Here is a 19,220-nt window from a genome sequence, read left to right on the forward strand (position 1 = left end):
AGATATATAGAGAATTTAACGGCTTATTAGGCCCTCCAGGAGTTAAAATTGCAGCGCAGTGTCATTGATCTTAAAGTCTATGATCCAAAAGATTTTCCCGCATATCTGCCAAAGCTGAATAAGCTTTATGATGATTTATTTTCTGGCGGAAAAGGTTTTCGCGCAAAATTAATCAAAATGATGGCCACTAATCTGTCTTTGGATCCAAAGGCCGAACTGTTGTTAGCGCAAACCATCGAGTTTATTCACAACGCCTCTTTGCTTCATGATGATCTTATCGACCGCTCCCATCTTCGTCGCGGCAAAACCACGGCATGGATGAAGTACACACCTGAATACGCGGTTCTTGCGGGCGACTATTTGCTTGCACGCGTGATGGTGAATCTTTCTGGTCACGGTAATATCAAGCTGGTGCAATACACGGCCGAAGTGATTTCCGATCTGCTTGAAGGCGAATGGCTGCAAGATTCTGTCGTGGGTGATTTCTTTGTCACACTTGAACAGCTGGATCGTATTCATAACTTAAAAACTGCGAGCTTGTTTAAGTGGTGTATTCGCGCGCCATTTATCGCGCAAGAACGTTATGACGAAGAACTTCATCGCACGTTAGAAGAAATGGGAACACTGTTAGGACAGCTGTTCCAGCGCAGTGATGATTTGCTAGATTACGACATCCGCAATGATGAGGGTAAAGCCATCTTGGGAGATTTAAAGTCCGGGTACTTGAATTCTTTCGGTGCTTACGTGACGAAAGGCAAATCTCGCCAAGAAATCGATGGCATCGTAAAAAGTAAAACTTTAGAAGAGTATTACGCAAGCATCGGTGGCAAAGCGCAGTTTGATCAAAGACTTTTGGAATTCGATGAAATGAACAAAGGCTTGATCCAAATGTACAACCATCACTTGGAGCGTCTTAAAACTTTCTTAAAGCCCGGTGAAGAGAAACTGATTGATCAGCTTCGACCACTGACCGAGATCTTGTACTGGAGAAGGAAGCCCTCTTCGTGAGTTCCCTGGTGACACTTTCTAAAAATTCACCGGAATTTGAATCTTATTTGCTGGGCACCTTTGATCCAAAAAAGCGAGCTTTGCCGGTGCAGACTTTAAATGTCAACTCCGCATCAGAGACGGTGACCTTTCGAGTTGTTGATGTGGATCAAATTGCTCGTCCCTCCGGGTTCAAAGTTTTCTTTCAAGCTTTAAAGATCCGCAGTTATTTTTTGGTTTTGATGCCACTGTTTTTGGTATTGATCAAAAATATGACCGAAGGAAATATCTTTGACCCATGGGCCGCATTGTTAGTGGTTGTAGGTTTAAAGTTAGCATTTGCTTCGGCGAATCTGCGCAATGACTATTTAGATCACATGAAGGGTCTAGATCGTGTGTTGGGTGAAAGTGGCAGCCGCGCCATTCAAAATGGCTGGTTGACCGCGACCCAAGTAAAATCATTTTCTAATGTATTTTTGTTCTTAGCACTGCTCTGTGCGATTCCTTTGATTGTAGCATACCCAGAAATTCTGATGGTGGTGGCGTTTGCTTTGGCCGTGGGTTTGTGGGCGCAGTTTCAAAAGCAGAATTCGTTCAAATACCAAATCGGCGGGGAGCTAGCGATTTTCCTTTTGCTAGGACCATTGCTCACTTTAGGCGCACAGATGGCCATGGGGGGCGGATTTGATGTCCAAGTCTTGCTGATGGGTGCTTTGTGGGGCTGGGCCGTTTTATTTTTGGTTCACCTACGAAATTTCCGTAACATCCTGCCAAGCTTGCAAGCCGGTTTTTCAAACACGGTGAACTGGTTGGGCTTTGATAAGGCCCGTCGCTTGTTGGCGCTGTGGTGGGGACTGCTGGTCGTTTTTAATTTCACTTATTCTTGGGAGTACGCCGACGCTGGCGCGGGAGCCGTCGTTTCTGCCATTTTATTGTTGGCCGCAGTGCCTTTTGTAAAACGTCTTAAAAGTCTTGCCAGCCCCGTGGGCAGTGAGATGAAGATCGCTTATCGTTCAGGTGTTTATTTATTTTTGTTAGCCATGGGCTTATGGATTCTTCAGTGTCTTTGGTCACTGATGTAAATTCTCGAAGTATTTGTGTTTTAAGTACTCCGGACAGTCAGACTGTGGCGCAAGGCCATGCGGATTTTTTAAAAGCGCCGTTAAATCCCACCCATCCTGACGATTATTTTTTTAAATTGTATGTCGAAGGTGACAGGCTTTTTGTTAAAGACGCGGAAAACAGAAAACTTGAAATTGATTTTGATGAAAACCATCTGGATTATCAGCGCAAAGGTCATCGCGGTAAGAACGAATTGATATCCAAAGCGTTGGGCGTCGCCAAAGGCTCTAAAAATATTTTAGATCTTTCCGTCGGTATGGGAATTGACAGTGTTTTCCTGACTCAGCTGGGATTTTCCGTCATCGGCGTTGAGCGTTCGCCCCTGTTGTATTTACTCTTAAAAGAAGCTTTTGCAAAAACTCAAAAGCCTGAGCTGCAAAACTATCGGCTGTATTTTTCAGACGCGCTTAAGTTTTTAAAAGATAACAAGAATAAGATCGTGGTGGATGCGATATACTTTGATCCGATGTATCCGCATAAAAAGAAGTCTGCACTTCCGAAGCAAGAGATGGTGGTCTTCCGCGATCTAGTTGGTCACGATGATGATGCCGCGGAAGTTTTAAAAGAGGCCTTAACGTGGCCCGTTCAGCGCGTGGTTGTGAAAAGGCCTTTGCTTGCTCCCGAATTAATGCCGGGAGTCCGTCACGCTTACGAAGGAAAGGTGGTTCGCTATGATACTTATGTGGTTGGGTAGCTTTGTTTTGATGTTGTGGGGTTTAAATTCTTTTCAGCAAAACTTTGCGCGTGCCTTTTCTGGTATTCAAAGATCGATTTTAGAAAAAGGTTTTTCTTCGTCCATGGCGACGCTGTTTTTACAAAGTGCGGCCGTCACTGCGACTGAAGCTTCGCCGTTAAGATCTTTATATACTTCGATGGCGATGTTAAATTTACGTATCTTAGACGCGCGTCCTGCCGTTTTAATGATGTGCCTAAGTCCTTTTGCGCTCATCCCGGTATTTCTTTTAGGTCTGCTTTATCTTAATTTTAGCGGATTTTTTATCTTGGGTCTCTGCGTGGTGGCGCTGTTGCGTTTTGGTAAGCCCAACTATCTGGATGATGCTTTAAAAGTTCTTTTCAGTGTGGGGGTTTTCCTCATTGCTGGTGAAAGTGTTTTAAAAAGCTCTAGCATTATTCAGACTTACCTTACTCAAAATGACCTGGTATTTTTTTTGGCGGATGGCCGCTTTAGTGCGGTCTTAGTTTTAGTGGCACTAAGCTTTGTGGTGAGTTTATTAGTACAGACAGAGTTTTGGAGCTTGGCTTTGGCGTTAAGCCTGCTTACCAGTGGGATGCTTTCATTTAATGGCGCCTTGGGAGTTCTTTTGGGGGAACGTTTGGCAATGGCGATGATTTTTTGGTATCGCACACGCAGCTTAAGTCTGGATTGTCAAAGGCTGGGTCGGCAATATGCTATCTTGGCCTTTATTAGTTCTGTCATTGGTTTTTGGATCGCGGGCGAAACGCGCGTATTTTTAAACGTTGGATTTTCATCTGACGTGAGCGCCGTCCAAGAAAAGACGTTTTCGCTGTTAGTTCTTTTTGGCGTGATGTTAGCGGTTCAGTGGTTTGCCGGAATGATTTGGGGACACTTCGCTGGTAATAAGCAAAACGACGAGATGCAGGATGCGAAGTACATAACGGCAGCGTGGATTTATCGCGGCCTTTTAGCCGAAGGACCGAGAGATTGGGCAAAAGACAAAGTGCACAAGCGCCTCAGTGAAATCCGTTACCACTTAGCGGGAATGCACTCTTTAAAAGAAGGCCAGTTGCCAGCGCACATCCAAGCGCGAATTAAAGACGAAGAACATCAGCTGTCGAATTTGCATCTGTAAGACCTCGACTCGCCGTAAGGCCAGCGTGTCTTCAGAGAGTGACAGCCTTGCGGGCTGTCACTAAAATAAAGCTCCATGGCAGACGAGAGCGAATACAAAGAACGAATTTCTGAACTTGAACATGAGTTGGCGGTTAAAGACGCTGAACTTCATCGCTATCGTTTGGAGTTAACAAAGGCCAACACCGCTTTAGAAAAGCTGATCACGCAGGTGAGTAACGAATTAAAGCTGGCGCAAAATCTGCAAAAACTTTTGTCTCCGACTGAACTTCCCAATGTTCAGGGGTTTGATTTTAGTACCAAGTTTTTACCGGGATCACGCTCTGGCGGAGATTACTTTGATATTTTTGAGCACGAAGATAAATTGAAATTTGGAATTTTGATTTCAAGTGCGACGGGATATTCTTTATCGTCTTTGTTGTTGTCGATCATCATCAAAATTTCCTCACAAATTGAAGCACGCCGGGGCCTAGAGGCTCACAAAGTGGTGGCACTTTTAGCTAAAGAGGTCGTACCAAATATCCAAAATGAGGATCGCGCCAGTTTGTTTTATGGAGTCGTCGATCGACGCAGTTACGAGATACAGTATTGCTCCATCGGAAACATTGATGGCTTTTTACAAGTCTATGGGCAAGAGGGTTTGGTCGAGCTTTTGCCTACGGGTCCGAGTATTTCGAAGGATTTTAACACGGAGCCTCAAAGTAAAACTATCCAGTTAAATCCGCGCGATCGTATTGTGATTGCGACGGAAGGTTTAAAAATGTCGCAGAACTCTCTAGGTGTCAACTGGGGTGGACATGGATTATCCGAGTCTATCTTGAGGGCTCCGAAGCAGGGTGTTCACGAACTGCGAAATGAGATTTTGTTTTCGAATGAGAAATACACCGGAAAGACAGATCCTGTCAGAGATCAGACCTTGATAGTCACGGAAGTTAAAGACCGAGTCATCAAGCTTGCAAAGACATGATTCGCGTGACTTCCGGGAATGAATTTGGTTAATACTAAAATGTTATTTTACCGTCAGAAAGGATACGACAATGGCTGAAATCAATATTTATGAAGGCGCTTTGGATAAGGGTCTTGAAGGTGTAGTCGCTTGTACTACGAAAGTTTCTTTTATCGTGGGAGATCACTTAAATTTCCGTGGTTACACGATTGATGATTTAGCGGCCAACTCAACGTTTGAAGAAGTCACTTATCTTCTTTGGAACGACAAGCTGCCCACAGCAGCGGAATTAGAAAAGTTCTCTAAAGAGCTTCACAACGAAATGGCGTTAAGCCCCGATTTTATCAAGGTTCTAAAAGGTATTCCGACGGACGTTCACCCGATGGGTTGGTTGCGCACGGCGGTCTCTTTGATGGCTCACTGGGATAAAGATGCGAATGACATGTCGGCTGAAGCAAACCTTCGCAAGTCAGTTCGTTTGACGGCGAAAATGACTACTTTGCTGTGTGCATTTGATGCCATTCGCAAAGGCAAAGAGCCTGTCACTCCAAAAACGGATAAATCCATCGCTTGGAACATGATGTACATGTTAGGTGGCGGGGTTGAGCCTAAGGCTGAGCACGTCAAAGTTATGGATACATGTTTGATCTTGCACGCGGATCATGAATTGAACTGTTCTGCTTTTGCAACGCGCGTAACTGCGTCTTCATTGTCGGATCTTCATTCAGCGATCGTTTCGGCGATTGGCGCCTTAAAAGGACCTTTGCACGGTGGTGCGAATGAGCAAGTGATCTTGATGTTGCAGAAGATCGGCAACATGGACAAAGCCCAACAATTCGTTAAAGACGCTTTGAATGCGAAAGAAAAAGTCATGGGTATCGGTCACCGCGTTTACAAAAACGGCGACCCTCGTGCACGCATCTTGCGTGGCATGTCTGATAAATTAACTAAAGACGCAGGTATGCACCACATGTACGAAATGTCGACGTTGATCGATGATACTATGTACAAAGAAAAAGGTTTGATGCCGAATGTGGATTTCTATTCAGCGACGGTTTATTTCTCTATGGGTATTCCGACTGATTTATTCACGCCCATCTTTGCGGCGTCTCGTATTTCGGGATGGTGTGCGCATGCGTTTGAACAGTATGCGAACAACCGTATTTACCGCCCGCGCGGTAAATGGGCTGGAAAAGAGGGATTGAAGTGGGTCCCGGCCTCTCAACGCTAATTGTTAGCAATTAGAGCTAAATTTAGAAGCCTCTTCGTTTTTTTCGAGGGGGCTTTTTTTTAGTATTTTTACTCTGTCTTGCGAGCGGTCAAAATTTTCATTTTTTACTCGATGTTTGACCCTGGCGCCGATGTTCGTTAGTTGTTTTCTATGACGAAAATCAATACAACCCTGACGAAAAATCCGAAAAATTTACCTCCGTCTGACAAGCTGGGATTTGGGCAGTATTTCACGGACCATATGTTCGTGGCTAAATATCGCGAAGGTCAGGGATGGTATGACGCCGAGATCTTACCCTACAGTCCGTTGGCTTTGGATCCCGCTGCTTCCGTATTTCATTATGGACAAGCTCTTTTTGAAGGTATGAAGGCGTTCCGCCAAGATAGCGGAGAAATCGTATTTTTCCGTCCTGAATTTAACTATGACCGTCTTTGTGAAGGGGCGGCTCGTCTTTGCCTGGAAGCTCCGCCAAAAGAGCTTTTCATGGAAGGTCTGAAAAAACTTGTTGAGGCCGATGAGCGTTGGATTCCGAACGGTCCCAACACATCTCTTTACATCCGCCCGACATTGATTGGTTCTGAGGGTTTCTTGGGCGTGCGTCCTTCGCATGAAACCATTTTCTTTATTATTTTATCTCCCGTGGGTTCTTATTATGCCGAAGGCGCTAAGCCCGTTCGCATTTGGGCAGAGGAAACTTACCTGCGCGCGGCTCCTGGTGGATTGGGGGCGGTGAAGGCCGGTGCCAATTATGCTTCAAGCTTAAAGGCAGCGTTGGCGGCCCGCCAAAAAGGTTACGCGCAGGTTTTATGGTTGGACGTTGAACATCAAGGAATCGAAGAAGTCGGCACCATGAATGTGTTCTTTGTGATGGATAAAGAAATCGTCACGCCCGCGCTTAATGGAAGCATCTTAGCCGGTGGAACGCGTGGATCGGTGATTCAGTATCTAAAATCTAAAAATCTGCCGATTGTTGAAAGAAAAATCACCATCACGGAAGTGATTGAAAAAATCAAAAGCGGGGAGCTTAAAGAAGCTTTCGGCACGGGGACTGCCGCCGTAGTGTCGCCTATCGGAGTGATTCACTACCAAGGTAAAGACTGGGACATCAATAAGGGTGAAACCGGCCCACTTAGCACTCAAATATTTACAGAAATTACATCTATCCAGCGCGGCACAAAGGCCGACCCATTTAACTGGATAACAAAACTGAAATGATGAAATGCGATTCCACAGGGGATCGCTTTTTTTTTGGAGTTTGTGAGCTCTGTCTTCTAATCTCGTTCTGACATCTTTAGAACGGAGGGGACATGGGCCGTGTAGGACTCATTTTTTTTATTTTGGCGTCTCAAATTTTTTTTCTGAATGCTCAAGCACAGTCTAAGCAAGCGGAGTATCTAGCGGTTCTTGAAGAGCTGAGCGTGCCCGATATGCGGAATACTTTTTATTATGCCGCTGAACATGGCATCAACGTCAAAAGCTACTGGACGGATGCGATGGAATCCACATTTCAACGTGATCCTAACGGACGCGAACTTCGAGAGCGCACCAAGCTGAATTACCTGCGCCTTTTAACTCAAATGAATGCCGGATTGGTGGACCCATCAACGATGGGTGAAGATGTACGTATCTCTGCAAAATCATTTCTTACCGCGGACCAATTGCGGGTCGTGATGATGGCGCAAGGCAGATCGGCGCAAGGATTATTAGAAAACTTTGCGCCCCGCAATCCACCGTACCTGGGTCTGAAAGAAGCCTATCGTCGGATGGTAGGATTTTGTAATGCCGGTCAATGGAATGTGCTTCCACGGGTGAATAAAAGCTTGCGTGTCGGTGTTCAGGATTCTTCGGTGGGGGCGATTAAAACTCGCTTAAGACAGTTTGGTTATGCGATCACTTCAATTGATAATGTCTATGACAAGGCGACGGAAGCGGCGATTCGTGATGTGCAGTGGAACTTGCGCTTTAAACCGGATGGCGTGGTTTCTCCGGGTGGAAAGACTTTGGCTTACTTGAACACAGGGTGTGTCGAGCGTTTGCGCCAAATTCGAATTGATATGGATAAAATGCGTTGGTTCCCGCAAAATTTCGAACCCCGTCATATCTTTGTGAATTTAGCCATGTCCTATTTAAATCTGGTTGATCCCGAACAAGGGGTGAATACAAGCATGCGCACGATCAATGGACGTTCGCAACGTAAATCACCCACCATGATTGATAAGATTGTTTATGTTGTTATCAATCCATTCTGGGTGGTGCCGCCCACAATCTTCCGCGAGGATAAGCTTGCGGATATTCGCGGAATGGATCCCTATCAGATCGATCAGTATTTCGCGCGCAATAATTACGAGGTTTGGAATGCCGCTTTCACCCGTAAGTACATCCCATCTAGTATTGATTGGTGGAGCTTGCGGCCTGAGGATGACAAGCTGTTATATATCCGACAACGACCCAGTTTGAAAAATGCCTTGGGTGGATTGAAATTCATGATGACCAATGGGTTTGCTATTTACCTACATGATACCAACCAGCGCGAACTTTTTGTTGAGCCGGATCGATTATTAAGCTCGGGCTGCGTGCGTGTAGAAAGACCTTTAGATCTGGCCGAGACATTGTTAGCCGGAACAGAGTGGGATCGCACGAAAATCCAAGCGACCATGGCAAAACCTGGCGAAGTCATGAAAACAGACACTGATGCACGTTTGAAAAAGGCGATGCCGGTTTATATGGTGTTCTTAACTTCGCAAATGAGTTCTGACGGTGTTTTACGTTTCGCTGAAGACACGTATGCTCAGTCAGGCAGAATGTTACAAAGAGGGGCTTGGTAGCCCTTCTATCTTCCTAGCAAATAAGACGTCGATGTTGTTGTTGAGGGAATGGTGCTTAAGCCCGTTCCCAACGTCGAGCTGTAATAGCTTCCGGGAATAACTGAAAGCCCTGAGTTGTAGCCATAGGCGGAGTTCGAATATCCCAAATAACCACCATAATATCCGCTGTTACCATATTGAATCTGCTGCATTCGATACATCAAAGTGCTCATCTCTTGTTGTAACGAAGACATGGCTTGATAGCGCTGCATTTGTTGTTGGTATTGCTGTTGATAATTGTTGTAGCCATTCAGGCCCCAAGGTCCCATGCCTGAATTAAACATGCCTCCGCCTAACATGTTGTTGCCGTACATCGACATGCCATATGGATTTCCCCACATGCCGTAACCGTTCATGCCGCCGTAAGGTCCCGCCATGCCATACATGCCACCATTCATTCCTGCACAACCAAAACCTCCGGAACCCATACCGCCAGCCATGCTGCCGTAAATTCCAGAACCGCCGCCACCCATTGCTTGCCCCAAACCAGTGCCAATAGCGCCTAAACCATAACCGTACCCTTGAGCTGCATAAGGATCCGTGGGCCAACCAAGATTGGCGTTGTTTTCTGTGATCATTTTATTGGTTTGATAGCCGGCGTAAATTGAAGCTAGTCCCACGCCGACATTGCCTAAAACAGAAGCCCAATTAGTTTGTGGTTGTACGGTCGCTTGGCCATTCGACTTTGCCATACATTCAAGGCACACACCACCTTCGGTTTGTTCTTTTCTGTCAGCGAGAGCGTCTTTGCGGGCGTCGGAGAGTTCAGACTTTGCTTGTTTTAAGTCTTCTTGCAGGTCTTCGATTTCACCTTGAATCTTTTCTGCTAACCCATAGTTTTTGCGATATTCGGTTAAACCCTTTTTACAAGTCTGTGCATTGCGAATACCACCAGAACGACCTTGAACTTGCGGGTCGGTACAGACGCTGGCATTGATAGAACCCGGCTTGCTAGAATCACAAAAGCGATTCCATTGTTCGGCAGAAAAAGATTGAACGCTCAGGATATTGGCTTCGGCAATTTCTTTTCCGCCTTCGGTTCCGCCAGCTTCGACATCACCAGCTTGAGCCGATGGATGTCCTTTGTATTGGGCACAACGACGTGAATTTTCAATATGCTCAAAAATAAAATCGGAATATTCGCCGGAAATACTTTTTTCGATATCACTGTGCGATCGCTTGACTTGCGCATCGACTTTTTTCTTCTCTGATTTTTTGTCTTTGATTTGTTCTTGAATTTCTTTGATGCGCTCGCGAGCCTCGCGGGTCGCATCATCTTCGCTAACGGCACCTTGTGCCACTTGAGTAGGGTATGAGCAGCCTTGCATTCCGCCGTACATGCCGGTACCCCACATTTGGCCCCAGGCACTGGAGCTGGCTAGTATCGAAAAAATCAACAGCGTTCGCGAAAGCATAAAACCACCTTTTGATGATTTCATGCTATCCAGACACTATGGAGCCAATGTGGATCTTGGGATATTAGGACTTTTTGATCGAAAATGAGACACGGGCACCTAAAATGCGACCGTCCTTTAAGATATTTTCAGCTTTGATATCACCGCCATGAAGCTGAGCGATCTCCTTCATAAGAACAGAGCCGATGCCTACAGAAATTCTTTGGTTGTCCTGACTTTTTACCAAAACACGAGTCGCCTTTTTATGGCCGAATTCCGTAAGACCTTTTTCGCTAAATCCCGGGCCATCATCGGTCAAGGACACTTTTAAAAATTCACCTTCTTCGTGCAAATCTATTTTTAGACGTTGTTTCGTGAAAGAGGCTGAATTCTCCATGGCATTGCGAAGAAGTCGGTCGATCAATTGCCCTGAGCCGCGCAGACCGAAAGAGAGCCCCTCACTGCTAAAATCAAACTTAAGCTGAGGATAGCGCTGTCTAAAGACCAAGACTTGATCAGCGATCTTTTCGCGTAAATCCAGAACTTCCGTTCCTAGCGAGTACTGAGGTTCAGTGATTTGCGCTAAAAACAAAAGATCTTCAACAAGTTTTCCAAAGTATTCCACCTCGGAAAAACTAAGATCTATGATTTCTTGTCTTTGGTTTTCTTGCAGTCTGGGTCCGGCGGTTTGCAAGGTCTCTAAAAAGGTTCGTAAAGAAGTTAATGGAGTTCTTAGATCGTGGGCCAAGTCTTGTAAAAGCTGGCGACGAGCTTGGTCCGATTTGCGCAGCTGTTCAACCATATGCTCAAGGTCACCGGCCATTTGATTAAAGGCTCCGACGAGCGGTGCCAGCTCATCAAATTTCTTTTTTTGCGGCATGCGTGCACTTAGGTTTCCTTCACGCATACGATTTAAGACTTCAACGGCTTCGTCAGAGCGACCTTGATATTTGGAAAACTGATAAAACAAGGCCAGACCGATGGAAATTAAAATACAGGCCACCATCGAAATTAAGGTGACCATCGGGCCGCGCGGAGGTTTGCCACCGCCCGGAGGCTTTAGAATACTGTATAAGAACACGCCTGGTTTGGTGGTCTCAGAAATTACCACGGGTGGGCTAGACATAGTCGGATCATGAAATTGAATGGAGCGATCTTCTTGGATTTTTTTAAGCTGATCCAAAGAGAGGGGAGTATCTAAAATCTTTTTCCCAGAAATCAGGCTAAGACCCTGGGCATCCATCAGATCATTTTCAGGCATCTGATTCTCTTGGGCGAAAGCATTTAACTTGGGAAGTGCCTTAACGGGATCTTCATCGAAAGTTTTTAAAAGTATGCGATGCATATTCGCGGGGCCCAGAAACATCCGGTCCCGCTCAAAACTAGTTAAGATCCAAGAAGTTGAAATGGCTAAAAAGACTGAAAACAGAATGATAGAAGCAAAAATCACATAGTTCTTACGAAAAAGTGATTTTTGGATCATACCGCCCGCTCAAGTCGATAACCCTGTCCGTAAACAGAGTTGATCTTGACTTCTTTCACACCATTTTTTTGCAACTTTGCGCGAATATGACTGATGTGCGAATCGACGGTGCGATCATAAATCTCATCGCCGGACGCCAAACGATCCATCAATTGTTCGCGAGTCAAAATAGTTTCAGGCTGTTCAAAGAACACCGTCAGGATTTCAAATTCACGGCGATTTAAGCTGATAAGGGCTTCGCCATTTTTAAGGATCTGCTGATTTTTAATCAAGGTAAGTCCAGCAAAGCGCACTAAATCTAGCGTCGCCTTTTTATCAGAAAGTTGATTTTTAATACGTGCGATCATTTCTTTATTGCTAAAAGGCTTACGAATGTAATCGTTAGCCCCTTCATCAAATCCGCGCACGACACTTTCTTCATCGGTCCTAGCCGTTAAAAATATCACCGGATTTTTATGTTCTTGGCTGCGCAACCATTGGCAGAACTCATAGCCGTCCCCGTCCGGAAGATTGACATCCAAGATAAACAAATCCGTGCCAGCCGTAGAGGCCGCTAGTTTGCGACGAGCATCGGCGAGGGATTGGGCCCATTCCACTTTATAGGACTCTAGTTCCAACTGAAGTTGAATTGCTTTTCCTACAATAGGGTCGTCTTCTAGTAAAAAAATGTTCGTCATAAAATTAGCCTACCATGTCAAGATTAGTTCGTTAGGTCTATTGTTAATAGGAAGTGTTGGGCAATTATGGAAAACTCAACTATCGTCATGAATTGATACATCCCATTAGGAGAATGAAATATGGCCTCAGTTTTTACTAAAATTATCAGCGGCGAATTGCCTAGTTATAAAATCTATGAAGACGATAAAATCATTTCTTTTTTAAGTATTGATCCGGTGAATTTAGGACACACTTTGGTTGTCTGCAAAGAAGAAATCAATCATTGGACCGAAGTTCCGGCGGATACTTATGCGCATCTTCATAAGGTTTCTCAAAAAATCGGCAAAGCGGTGCTTAAAGCGACCGGCTCACCACGTGTGGGACAGATTGTTGCCGGCTTTGAAGTTCCGCATTATCACCTCCATCTCATCCCAGCTTGGTCCATTCCAGATTTGGATTTTAAGCGCGCCCAACGCCGAAGTGAGACAGAGATGAAAGAGGTCCAGGAAAAAATTGTGAAAGCTTTATCGGCAATTTAAATTCTCATTTTGATTTCTAACATTTTTTGGAACTAGACCACGTCCCATCTGGCGAAGATATTGTGACTATAGTAATATCAGGTAAAGCTTCTATCGGAGCTGGAGAGGAGGTGGTGCTTATGGTTCAAAACTGTGACATAACCATGGCGGAGGTGGCGGCTTCTTAGCCGACATACTTTCGCCTAGGATTCGAAAGAATCATATTCAAAGAGCGACCGAAAGGTCGCTCTTTCCTTTTTCTAAATGACTTACCAAAAGTCGAGTTTTCTTGAGAATCGTCCCCAAACTCACGTTCCTTAATCTAGGTCCGGATGTTGAATTCGTAACTAAGTTAAATCCCTGAAATACCGATAAATTTTTGTATGTCTGAAAAAAAATCTGAATTGGAAAATGCATTCGAGGACTCGGCATTCATCGACTTTGAACAGGTCGAAGAAGTCTCGCGTGTATTTTATGAAGAGTCCAAAGAAGTTCTGGAAGACCTTGATACTTTGATTTTAAAACTGGAATCAAATCCTACGGACTCAGAGCTTATCAATGTTCTTTTTAGAAAAGTTCATACTCTTAAAGGCAGTGTCGGCGCGGTTCCTGGTGGGCAACTTTTAGGCTCTGTCGCCCATGAGTTTGAAGCGTTGTTAAATCGTATCAAGCGTGATTCATTACCGGTGACTACGGACTGTGTCGATATCTTCTTAAAAAGTTCGCGCATTCTAAAGGTTTTGGCGGAAAGCTTGCGCGATAAGCGTGAGGTTTTTCCGGAAGAGCTCAGTGAGGCTATTGAGCTTATCACTCGTTATGGCGGTTTTACTTTTGATGCGTCCCATGTGCCTACTCAGCGCTTAGTTCGCCCACCGCCCACATCTTCGGAACCTAATGAAGAACAAGGCATGTGGCTCTCAGCCGCGCAAATGAACGAGTTCTTGCGTATTTCCGGGGAGCTTTTAGTTTTAAAAAACTTCTTTCAAATGATGAATCAGACGGTGAACTTCCGGGTCGAGCCGGAGCTATTTGAAAGACGTCAGACCGATTTTTCTCAAAACCTCAATAAGCTTTGCGACCAGTTTCAGCAACAAGTGCAAACCGTTCGTAAAGAAAAAGCCGATGACAGCTTTCAAGGGCTTCATGTCTTGGTTCGCCAAGCATCGACGGAGCTCAATAAAAACGTTCAACTTGAAGTTGTGGGCGGAGAGATGCTTATCGATAAAGGTTTGGGCCAAGACATCTATGATGCCTTAGTGCACGTCGCCCGAAACTCGATTGATCACGGGATCGAGGACCAATTTGAAAGAGCCTTGGCTGGAAAATCATCCATCGGTAAATTGACGCTAGAAATTTCTGAAAGCAATAACGTCATACATTTATTCTTTGGCGATGATGGTAAAGGTTTAGACAAAGAGCGCATCTTACAAAAAGCCATCAAGTCCGCATTAGTAACACAGGAAGAATCCTTAAAACTGACGGAAGAGCAGATTTATAATTTTATTTTTGAAGCCGGATTTTCAACCAAAGATAAAGTCACAACCATGTCAGGCCGAGGGGTCGGGATGGACGTGGTCCACAATATGGTGAAACGTTACAACGGCAAGATTCGTGTCGAAAATAAAATCGGTGAAGGGGCCGGATTCCGTATGGAAATCCCCGTGCCTCAACATATCATGGTGGAAACAGCTTTATTGTGCAGTTGGAATGGCCATCGTTTGGCTGTGCCTCTTGCCTCCGTGGCTCATATTACTTCATGTTCGGGGTTGCAATTAAATACGGTGAACCACCTTCGTTTCACGCAATTTAGTGGAATGACTGTCCCCCTGATGTCTTATGCCGAAGCCTTAAATAACAAGACCGATGTTCCCGAAACCCAAATTCGTCAGTCGTCGGCTTTATTTATTAGAGTCAAAGATGCCGTAGTGGGTTTGGTTGTGGACCGTATCGAAGCGCAAACGGATCTAGTGGTGAAAGGCTTTGGCGATATTATGCAAGGTCAAAAAGGTTTTAAAGGTATTTCGATTTTAGCGGACGAAAAAGTGACCTATGTTTTAGAGCCCGAAGAGTTTGCTGCAATGATTTATCAGATTTCGGTTGAGGAGATGGCAGCGTGAGCGACTTTTTCAGTGATGATTTTACGGCCGAGCTGAAATCCTACTTTCTGAACTCGGTTATTTCCGGCACAGAAAACTTTATTGATTTAGTGGACGCGAAGATTTGGAAGCGCATCCGCAATGAATCAGCCGAACAATCTTTGGCTTGGAGTGTGGATGCGAAAACCAATGAGTTTCATTTTCTAGCCACTTGGCTTGAAGAGTTTGATGCTCGTACCAAAGACCTTGCAGAACCTGCAGACTTAATTAAAGCCTTACAGGCCTTAAAAGAATATGCTTCCGCATTACTGATCGAAAAAACGGACTCCATGGATTTAGCGCGCAAATTTTCTGAAGTCGCGCAGAATTCTCATGAAGTCATTTTTCTTCATTGTAAGTCCGGCCCGCAAGAGTTTGCCGTACCATTATTAAACGTCATCGAGATCAGTGCCCATTTACCAATATTTGGAATGCCAGAGAAGAAATTTGGTATTTTGGGAGTGGTTCCCTTTCGCGGGGATGCTTTGCCGGTAATCAACTTGCAAGATCATGGGTTTAAGCCTGTGGGGACAGAAAACGTATTTTACCTGGTGTGTGAACAGTCAGGGAATCGCTTTTGCCTTCAAGTGACGGGGACGGAAGATCTTTTGAATCTTAAAGAGTCAGATCTGCAAGAGGTTCAAGAGACGAATATCCTTCCGGCGAATCATTTAATTACTAAGTTTTTTATCCATGAGTTACGCAGCATTATGATTTTAGATTTGGAAAAATTGGTGGCCTAATGAACACACATTATCTGTTCCCCGGTAAGCTTGCGGCCTTTAAAGAAGAAACCGTTATTTCAACTTTGTTGGGCTCTTGCGTGGCGGTGGCGTTGCATGATCCCACCGCAAAAGTGGGCGGTCTTAATCACTATCTTTTGCCAGAAGGGGCGCCCGACGAAAGAGAAAATGCGCGTTACGGAATCTGCGCGATTCCGCAATTAATCGAAGAATGCGTGCGCCTGGGTGCGCAGCGCAGTCGGTTGCAGGCAAAAATCTATGGTGGTGGTAACGTCATTAGCGTGTCAGGCCTAGGTGACGGTATCGGAAAAAGAAATATTGATTTGGCAGAACAGCTTTTGCGCGAATTTAACATTCCAATCATTGAAAGAAATGTGGCCGGTGAGTCGGCGCGCACAATTAAATTAAACACTGCAAATTTCAACGTGATTCACAATCAGTCTGGCACTTCCAGTGCGGATAAGCCCGTGGATGTGTCCGGATTTAAACCCTTAAGTATCGCAAAAAATGTCAAAGTCTTGGTGGTAGATGACTCTGCCACGGTTAGAACTTTATTCACCAGCATCTTTACTAAAAGTGGTCTTGAAGTCGTGGGTGCCGCGGCCGATGCTTATCAAGCTCGCGAATTGATTCTTTCTAAAAAACCCGACGTTATGACTTTAGATATCGAAATGCCAAAAATGTCAGGCGTGATGTTCTTAGAAAAGCTTATGAAGCATCACCCAATTCCGGTCGTGATGGTGTCTTCACTGGCTAGCACGGGTGAAGCCGCGTTAAAGTCTTTAGATCTTGGGGCGATTGAATTCGTTCATAAGCCTTCGCAATTTGATCCCGCAGTTTTAAAAGATCTTGCCGGAATGCTGGTTGAAAAAGTCAAAGCCGCGGCTTCCGTAAATATCGTTAAAAAACTTAAAGAAGCCCCGGCTATCATTGAAACTAGAACAACCACGGTGTCTTCAACTTTAAAGCGAGCTGCGGAATTAAAAGTTATCGTTGTCGGTGGCAATGCCGGCAGTGCCGATGCCTTGGAAAAATTTGTGAAAGGTTTAGCCGCCGATACGCCACCTGTTGTCGTGTCTTGCAGTACGGTCGCAAACTTTGTCCAAGCCTATATCAGCAAGATAAAAGTGGGATCTAAGGTAACACCGGTGGTTGCCAAAGACGGCGAGTTCTTAAAAATGGGTCACGTCTATTTTATTCCGGCAGAACATCACGGTAAAGTTTTGACCGGCGGTCATGGCCCCATGTTGCAAGTTCAAAAAGGAGCTCCCGTCGCTTCTCAGCTGCCTTCTAGCAACGTGCTATTTCAGTCAGCGGCGCAAAGTTACTCGCGCGGGGTTTACGCAGTTCTTTTGGGGGGCTTCGGTTCTGATGGCGTGGAAGGCCTGATCGAAGTTCAGAAAAAAGGCGGCGCCAGCGTGGTGCAACATCCTGAGGAAGCGCAGTTTCCTTACGGCCCACAAAAGGCCATTGAATTGGGTGTCGCCGATGAAATTCTGAAGGCGGATAGTCTGGCGGGACATCTGATGCAATACCGCAACCAAAACTTATACTAAGTCGGCTTTTGAAAAGCCTTGAGTTAGGTGGTATGGTTCCATTCGATGGAATTTCTTAATTTTATTTCTAGTTCATTTGTAGCTGGTTCTGAGGGAAAAACTTTTTCTAAGGTTTCTCCTTTTGATGGAGCTGTCTTGGGTTCTGTTGTTGATTCGGGAGCTTTTGATTTTATTACGGCTTTGCAGGGAGCTAAGAAGGCGGCGACTACTTTTAAGAATTCTTCTTTCCTCGAAAGAGCTGATTTTTTAGATAAAATGGCTCAGCACTTGTCGCAGCATTCGGCGGAAATTTCTTACCAAGAAGCTCTTCATCAGGGGCTTGCGTCGGCTTTTGTTCGCGAAGCTAGTGTGGCTTCTTCTGTTGGCTTGCTTCAAGCTATCGCTCAAGATTTGCGTTCTTTTTCTTCGACCACGGAAATTCCTTCACCGGTGGGTGTCATTGGTATTATTACTCCTTGGTCTTGCTCTTTAAAGCTTGTGATGGAACGTTTAGCTCCGGCACTTGCTGCGGGTAATGCTGTTATTATCAAGGTTTCCGAGCATTCTCCTATCACGGCTAAGATTGTGGGCGAGGCCGTCGTGGCTTGTGGTCTGCCGGCGGGAGTCGTGCAGATCTTGCAAGGAAAAAGCGAAGTGGCAGAGTTGATTGCCAGTCACCCGGGGATTCGCGCTGTTTCTGCAGTAGGACGTCCCGCGACGGTTGAATCTATTGCTAAGGCCAGTGTCGCGCAATTAAAAAAAGTTCAGCTCAGCGGAGGCGCTAAGAATGCTTTGATAGTTTTGGCGGATGCTGATTATGAAAATCATATGGCAGAGATTTTAAAGCCGTTTTTAATGGGCCAGGGACAGATGTGTTGGAACACGTCTCGTCTATTCATTCCTGAATCGCTGGCCCCCGCATTTATGGAAAAGGCGAAAAGTTATATTCAAAACTTGCAGCCGTTAAAAAATCCCGAAGGTTCTGAAATGTGGACGCCGCTTATTTCTGCTGACCGAGTGGAAGAGTTAAAATCCACTGCGCAAACCGGAGTGCAAGAGCATGGAAAGCTTGTGGCGGGTGGTGACGTGGCGGCAGGAAACTTTATACGTCCGGTTCTAATGCAAGATCTTCCGCAATGTAGCGTTTTTCAACAAGATGAAGTTGCAGGCCCTTTGATTTTGGTGACGCCGGTAAAATATCAGCACGAAGCCGTAAAATGGGCCAATACTTCTTATCTGGCCCATTCCGCCGTGGTCTGGGGTTCGCCGGAAAAAACATTGAAGGTTTCCGGCCAATTGGAAGTTTCTTATGTGTGGTCAAACTCTTGGATTGATGCAAAGACACCGACCATCTTAGGACAAAAGCAGTCTAGTTTCGGTCTGCCGGACATGTCTTGGCGGGGCGATTTTTATTCAGATGTAAAAAAATTGGCAGGGGCGTAAAAACGACAGAATTCTGACGAAAACCCCTGTTAAAAATTTGACGCCGGTCTTAGTTCAATGCGTGGGTTTTCGTGCGTGTTTTGACTTCACAATGAGGGCAAAAGGCTTCTTCTTTAATTTCTAAAATTCCGCGATCGGCAATATGCTTAAGCTCTAAGACCGTGCCGCAAAGTATGCAATTGTTTTGGGAAATTATAAACTCGCGGTGTTTGGTAGAGTCCGCTTTCTCGAAATAATTGACCTTGTTGTAATCCATCAGTTGTCTCATCCTTTGAGTGCTCACATCCATAAGATGACGGCTTCATGCCTTGAGCATAAGAGTGCTTATGCA

At 45.2% G+C, this 19,220-nt stretch carries 17 protein-coding genes; 13 read left to right on the forward strand and 4 right to left on the reverse strand.

The features are described from left to right. Window positions 1-48 precede the first annotated feature (48 nt). The 8 genes from AZI86_RS09250 to AZI86_RS09285 all read left to right on the forward strand — a co-directional run bounded on the left by AZI86_RS09250 (window position 49) and on the right by AZI86_RS09285 (window position 8,942). Window positions 49-1,008 (forward strand): polyprenyl synthetase family protein, encoded by a 960-nt coding sequence (locus tag AZI86_RS09250; protein ID WP_061834761.1) that lies wholly within the window; start codon window positions 49-51, stop codon window positions 1,006-1,008. After that, the gene (locus AZI86_RS09255) at window positions 1,005-2,069 is read left to right on the forward strand and encodes a prenyltransferase (protein ID WP_061834762.1); all 1,065 of its coding nucleotides are present in this window, start codon (window positions 1,005-1,007) and stop codon (window positions 2,067-2,069) included. Before AZI86_RS09250 ends, AZI86_RS09255 begins: the two co-directional genes overlap by 4 nt. Next, entirely contained in the window at window positions 2,036-2,803 is a 768-nt protein-coding gene (locus tag AZI86_RS09260) for a class I SAM-dependent methyltransferase (protein ID WP_061834763.1), read from the forward strand. The genes AZI86_RS09255 and AZI86_RS09260 overlap by 34 nt, the downstream gene beginning before the upstream one ends. Continuing rightward, on the forward strand, window positions 2,781-3,941 hold the full coding sequence (locus tag AZI86_RS09265) for a hypothetical protein (RefSeq protein ID WP_157684670.1): 1,161 nt from the start codon (window positions 2,781-2,783) through the stop codon (window positions 3,939-3,941). The genes AZI86_RS09260 and AZI86_RS09265 overlap by 23 nt, the downstream gene beginning before the upstream one ends. Window positions 3,942-4,016: 75 nt before the next feature. Beyond that, window positions 4,017-4,907, forward strand: coding sequence for a PP2C family protein-serine/threonine phosphatase (locus tag AZI86_RS09270; protein ID WP_061834765.1), 891 nt, complete (start codon window positions 4,017-4,019; stop codon window positions 4,905-4,907). Between the two features lie 70 nt (window positions 4,908-4,977). Continuing rightward, a complete protein-coding gene (locus AZI86_RS09275; RefSeq protein ID WP_061834766.1) occupies window positions 4,978-6,117 on the forward strand; it encodes a citrate synthase in 1,140 nt (379 codons plus the stop codon). A gap of 150 nt (window positions 6,118-6,267) precedes the next feature. Next, window positions 6,268-7,332, forward strand: coding sequence for a branched-chain amino acid aminotransferase (locus tag AZI86_RS09280; RefSeq protein ID WP_061834767.1), 1,065 nt, complete (start codon window positions 6,268-6,270; stop codon window positions 7,330-7,332). Between the two features lie 92 nt (window positions 7,333-7,424). Further along, window positions 7,425-8,942 (forward strand): L,D-transpeptidase family protein, encoded by a 1,518-nt coding sequence (locus tag AZI86_RS09285; RefSeq protein WP_061834768.1) that lies wholly within the window; start codon window positions 7,425-7,427, stop codon window positions 8,940-8,942. 5 nt (window positions 8,943-8,947) lie between these two features. Here AZI86_RS09285 and AZI86_RS09290 read toward each other — a convergent pair whose 3' ends face one another. Genes AZI86_RS09290 through AZI86_RS09300 form a run of 3 tightly spaced genes read right to left on the reverse strand, consistent with a single transcriptional unit; the run spans window position 8,948 to window position 12,535 of the window. Further along, window positions 8,948-10,420: a THO complex subunit 7 family protein gene (locus tag AZI86_RS09290; protein WP_061834769.1), complete on the reverse strand. Its 1,473-nt coding sequence runs from the start codon at window positions 10,418-10,420 to the stop codon at window positions 8,948-8,950. Window positions 10,421-10,460: 40 nt separating this feature from the next. Then, window positions 10,461-11,858, reverse strand: coding sequence for a histidine kinase dimerization/phospho-acceptor domain-containing protein (locus tag AZI86_RS09295; RefSeq protein WP_061834770.1), 1,398 nt, complete (start codon window positions 11,856-11,858; stop codon window positions 10,461-10,463). Next, on the reverse strand, window positions 11,855-12,535 hold the full coding sequence (locus AZI86_RS09300; RefSeq protein ID WP_061834771.1) for a response regulator transcription factor: 681 nt from the start codon (window positions 12,533-12,535) through the stop codon (window positions 11,855-11,857). Before AZI86_RS09300 ends, AZI86_RS09295 begins: the two co-directional genes overlap by 4 nt. A gap of 120 nt (window positions 12,536-12,655) precedes the next feature. On the opposite strand from AZI86_RS09300, the gene AZI86_RS09305 reads away from it, so the two are divergent. The 5 genes from AZI86_RS09305 (at window position 12,656) to AZI86_RS09325 (ending at window position 18,889) form a co-directional block, all read left to right on the forward strand. Further along, window positions 12,656-13,054, forward strand: a complete 399-nt coding sequence (locus AZI86_RS09305; protein WP_061834772.1) for an HIT family protein — start codon at window positions 12,656-12,658, stop codon at window positions 13,052-13,054. Window positions 13,055-13,416: 362 nt separating this feature from the next. Then, window positions 13,417-15,150: a chemotaxis protein CheA gene (locus AZI86_RS09310; RefSeq protein WP_061834773.1), complete on the forward strand. Its 1,734-nt coding sequence runs from the start codon at window positions 13,417-13,419 to the stop codon at window positions 15,148-15,150. Next, window positions 15,147-15,911, forward strand: coding sequence for a chemotaxis protein CheW (locus tag AZI86_RS09315; RefSeq protein ID WP_061834774.1), 765 nt, complete (start codon window positions 15,147-15,149; stop codon window positions 15,909-15,911). The genes AZI86_RS09310 and AZI86_RS09315 overlap by 4 nt, the downstream gene beginning before the upstream one ends. Beyond that, a complete protein-coding gene (locus AZI86_RS09320) occupies window positions 15,911-17,467 on the forward strand; it encodes a chemotaxis protein CheB (RefSeq protein WP_061834775.1) in 1,557 nt (518 codons plus the stop codon). Before AZI86_RS09315 ends, AZI86_RS09320 begins: the two co-directional genes overlap by 1 nt. Window positions 17,468-17,512: 45 nt before the next feature. Further along, on the forward strand, window positions 17,513-18,889 hold the full coding sequence (locus AZI86_RS09325) for an aldehyde dehydrogenase family protein (RefSeq protein ID WP_061834776.1): 1,377 nt from the start codon (window positions 17,513-17,515) through the stop codon (window positions 18,887-18,889). A 49-nt stretch (window positions 18,890-18,938) separates the two neighbouring features. Here the strand turns inward: AZI86_RS09325 and AZI86_RS09330 are convergent, their stop codons facing one another. Further along, on the reverse strand, window positions 18,939-19,157 hold the full coding sequence (locus AZI86_RS09330) for a hypothetical protein (protein ID WP_061835128.1): 219 nt from the start codon (window positions 19,155-19,157) through the stop codon (window positions 18,939-18,941). Window positions 19,158-19,220: the final 63 nt, after the last annotated feature.

Origin of the sequence: Bdellovibrio bacteriovorus (assembly GCF_001592735.1) — a bacterium.
Classification (GTDB): Bacteria; Bdellovibrionota; Bdellovibrionia; order Bdellovibrionales; family Bdellovibrionaceae; genus Bdellovibrio; species Bdellovibrio bacteriovorus_D.

Bases quoted from the DNA above. Each gene is read 5' to 3' on its own strand.
- AZI86_RS09260 (WP_061834763.1), top strand. From the start codon at position 2,036: ATGGATTCTTCAGTGTCTTTGGTCACTGATGTAAATTCTCGAAGTATT.
- AZI86_RS09265 (WP_157684670.1), top strand. From the start codon at position 2,781: ATGATACTTATGTGGTTGGGTAGCTTTGTTTTGATGTTGTGGGGTTTA.
- AZI86_RS09270 (WP_061834765.1), top strand. From the start codon at position 4,017: ATGGCAGACGAGAGCGAATACAAAGAACGAATTTCTGAACTTGAACAT.
- AZI86_RS09275 (WP_061834766.1), top strand. From the start codon at position 4,978: ATGGCTGAAATCAATATTTATGAAGGCGCTTTGGATAAGGGTCTTGAA.
- AZI86_RS09280 (WP_061834767.1), top strand. From the start codon at position 6,268: ATGACGAAAATCAATACAACCCTGACGAAAAATCCGAAAAATTTACCT.
- AZI86_RS09285 (WP_061834768.1), top strand. From the start codon at position 7,425: ATGGGCCGTGTAGGACTCATTTTTTTTATTTTGGCGTCTCAAATTTTT.
- AZI86_RS09290 (WP_061834769.1), bottom strand. From the start codon at position 10,420: ATGAAATCATCAAAAGGTGGTTTTATGCTTTCGCGAACGCTGTTGATT.
- AZI86_RS09295 (WP_061834770.1), bottom strand. From the start codon at position 11,858: ATGATCCAAAAATCACTTTTTCGTAAGAACTATGTGATTTTTGCTTCT.
- AZI86_RS09300 (WP_061834771.1), bottom strand. From the start codon at position 12,535: ATGACGAACATTTTTTTACTAGAAGACGACCCTATTGTAGGAAAAGCA.
- AZI86_RS09305 (WP_061834772.1), top strand. From the start codon at position 12,656: ATGGCCTCAGTTTTTACTAAAATTATCAGCGGCGAATTGCCTAGTTAT.
- AZI86_RS09310 (WP_061834773.1), top strand. From the start codon at position 13,417: ATGTCTGAAAAAAAATCTGAATTGGAAAATGCATTCGAGGACTCGGCA.
- AZI86_RS09320 (WP_061834775.1), top strand. From the start codon at position 15,911: ATGAACACACATTATCTGTTCCCCGGTAAGCTTGCGGCCTTTAAAGAA.
- AZI86_RS09325 (WP_061834776.1), top strand. From the start codon at position 17,513: ATGGAATTTCTTAATTTTATTTCTAGTTCATTTGTAGCTGGTTCTGAG.
- AZI86_RS09330 (WP_061835128.1), bottom strand. From the start codon at position 19,157: ATGAGACAACTGATGGATTACAACAAGGTCAATTATTTCGAGAAAGCG.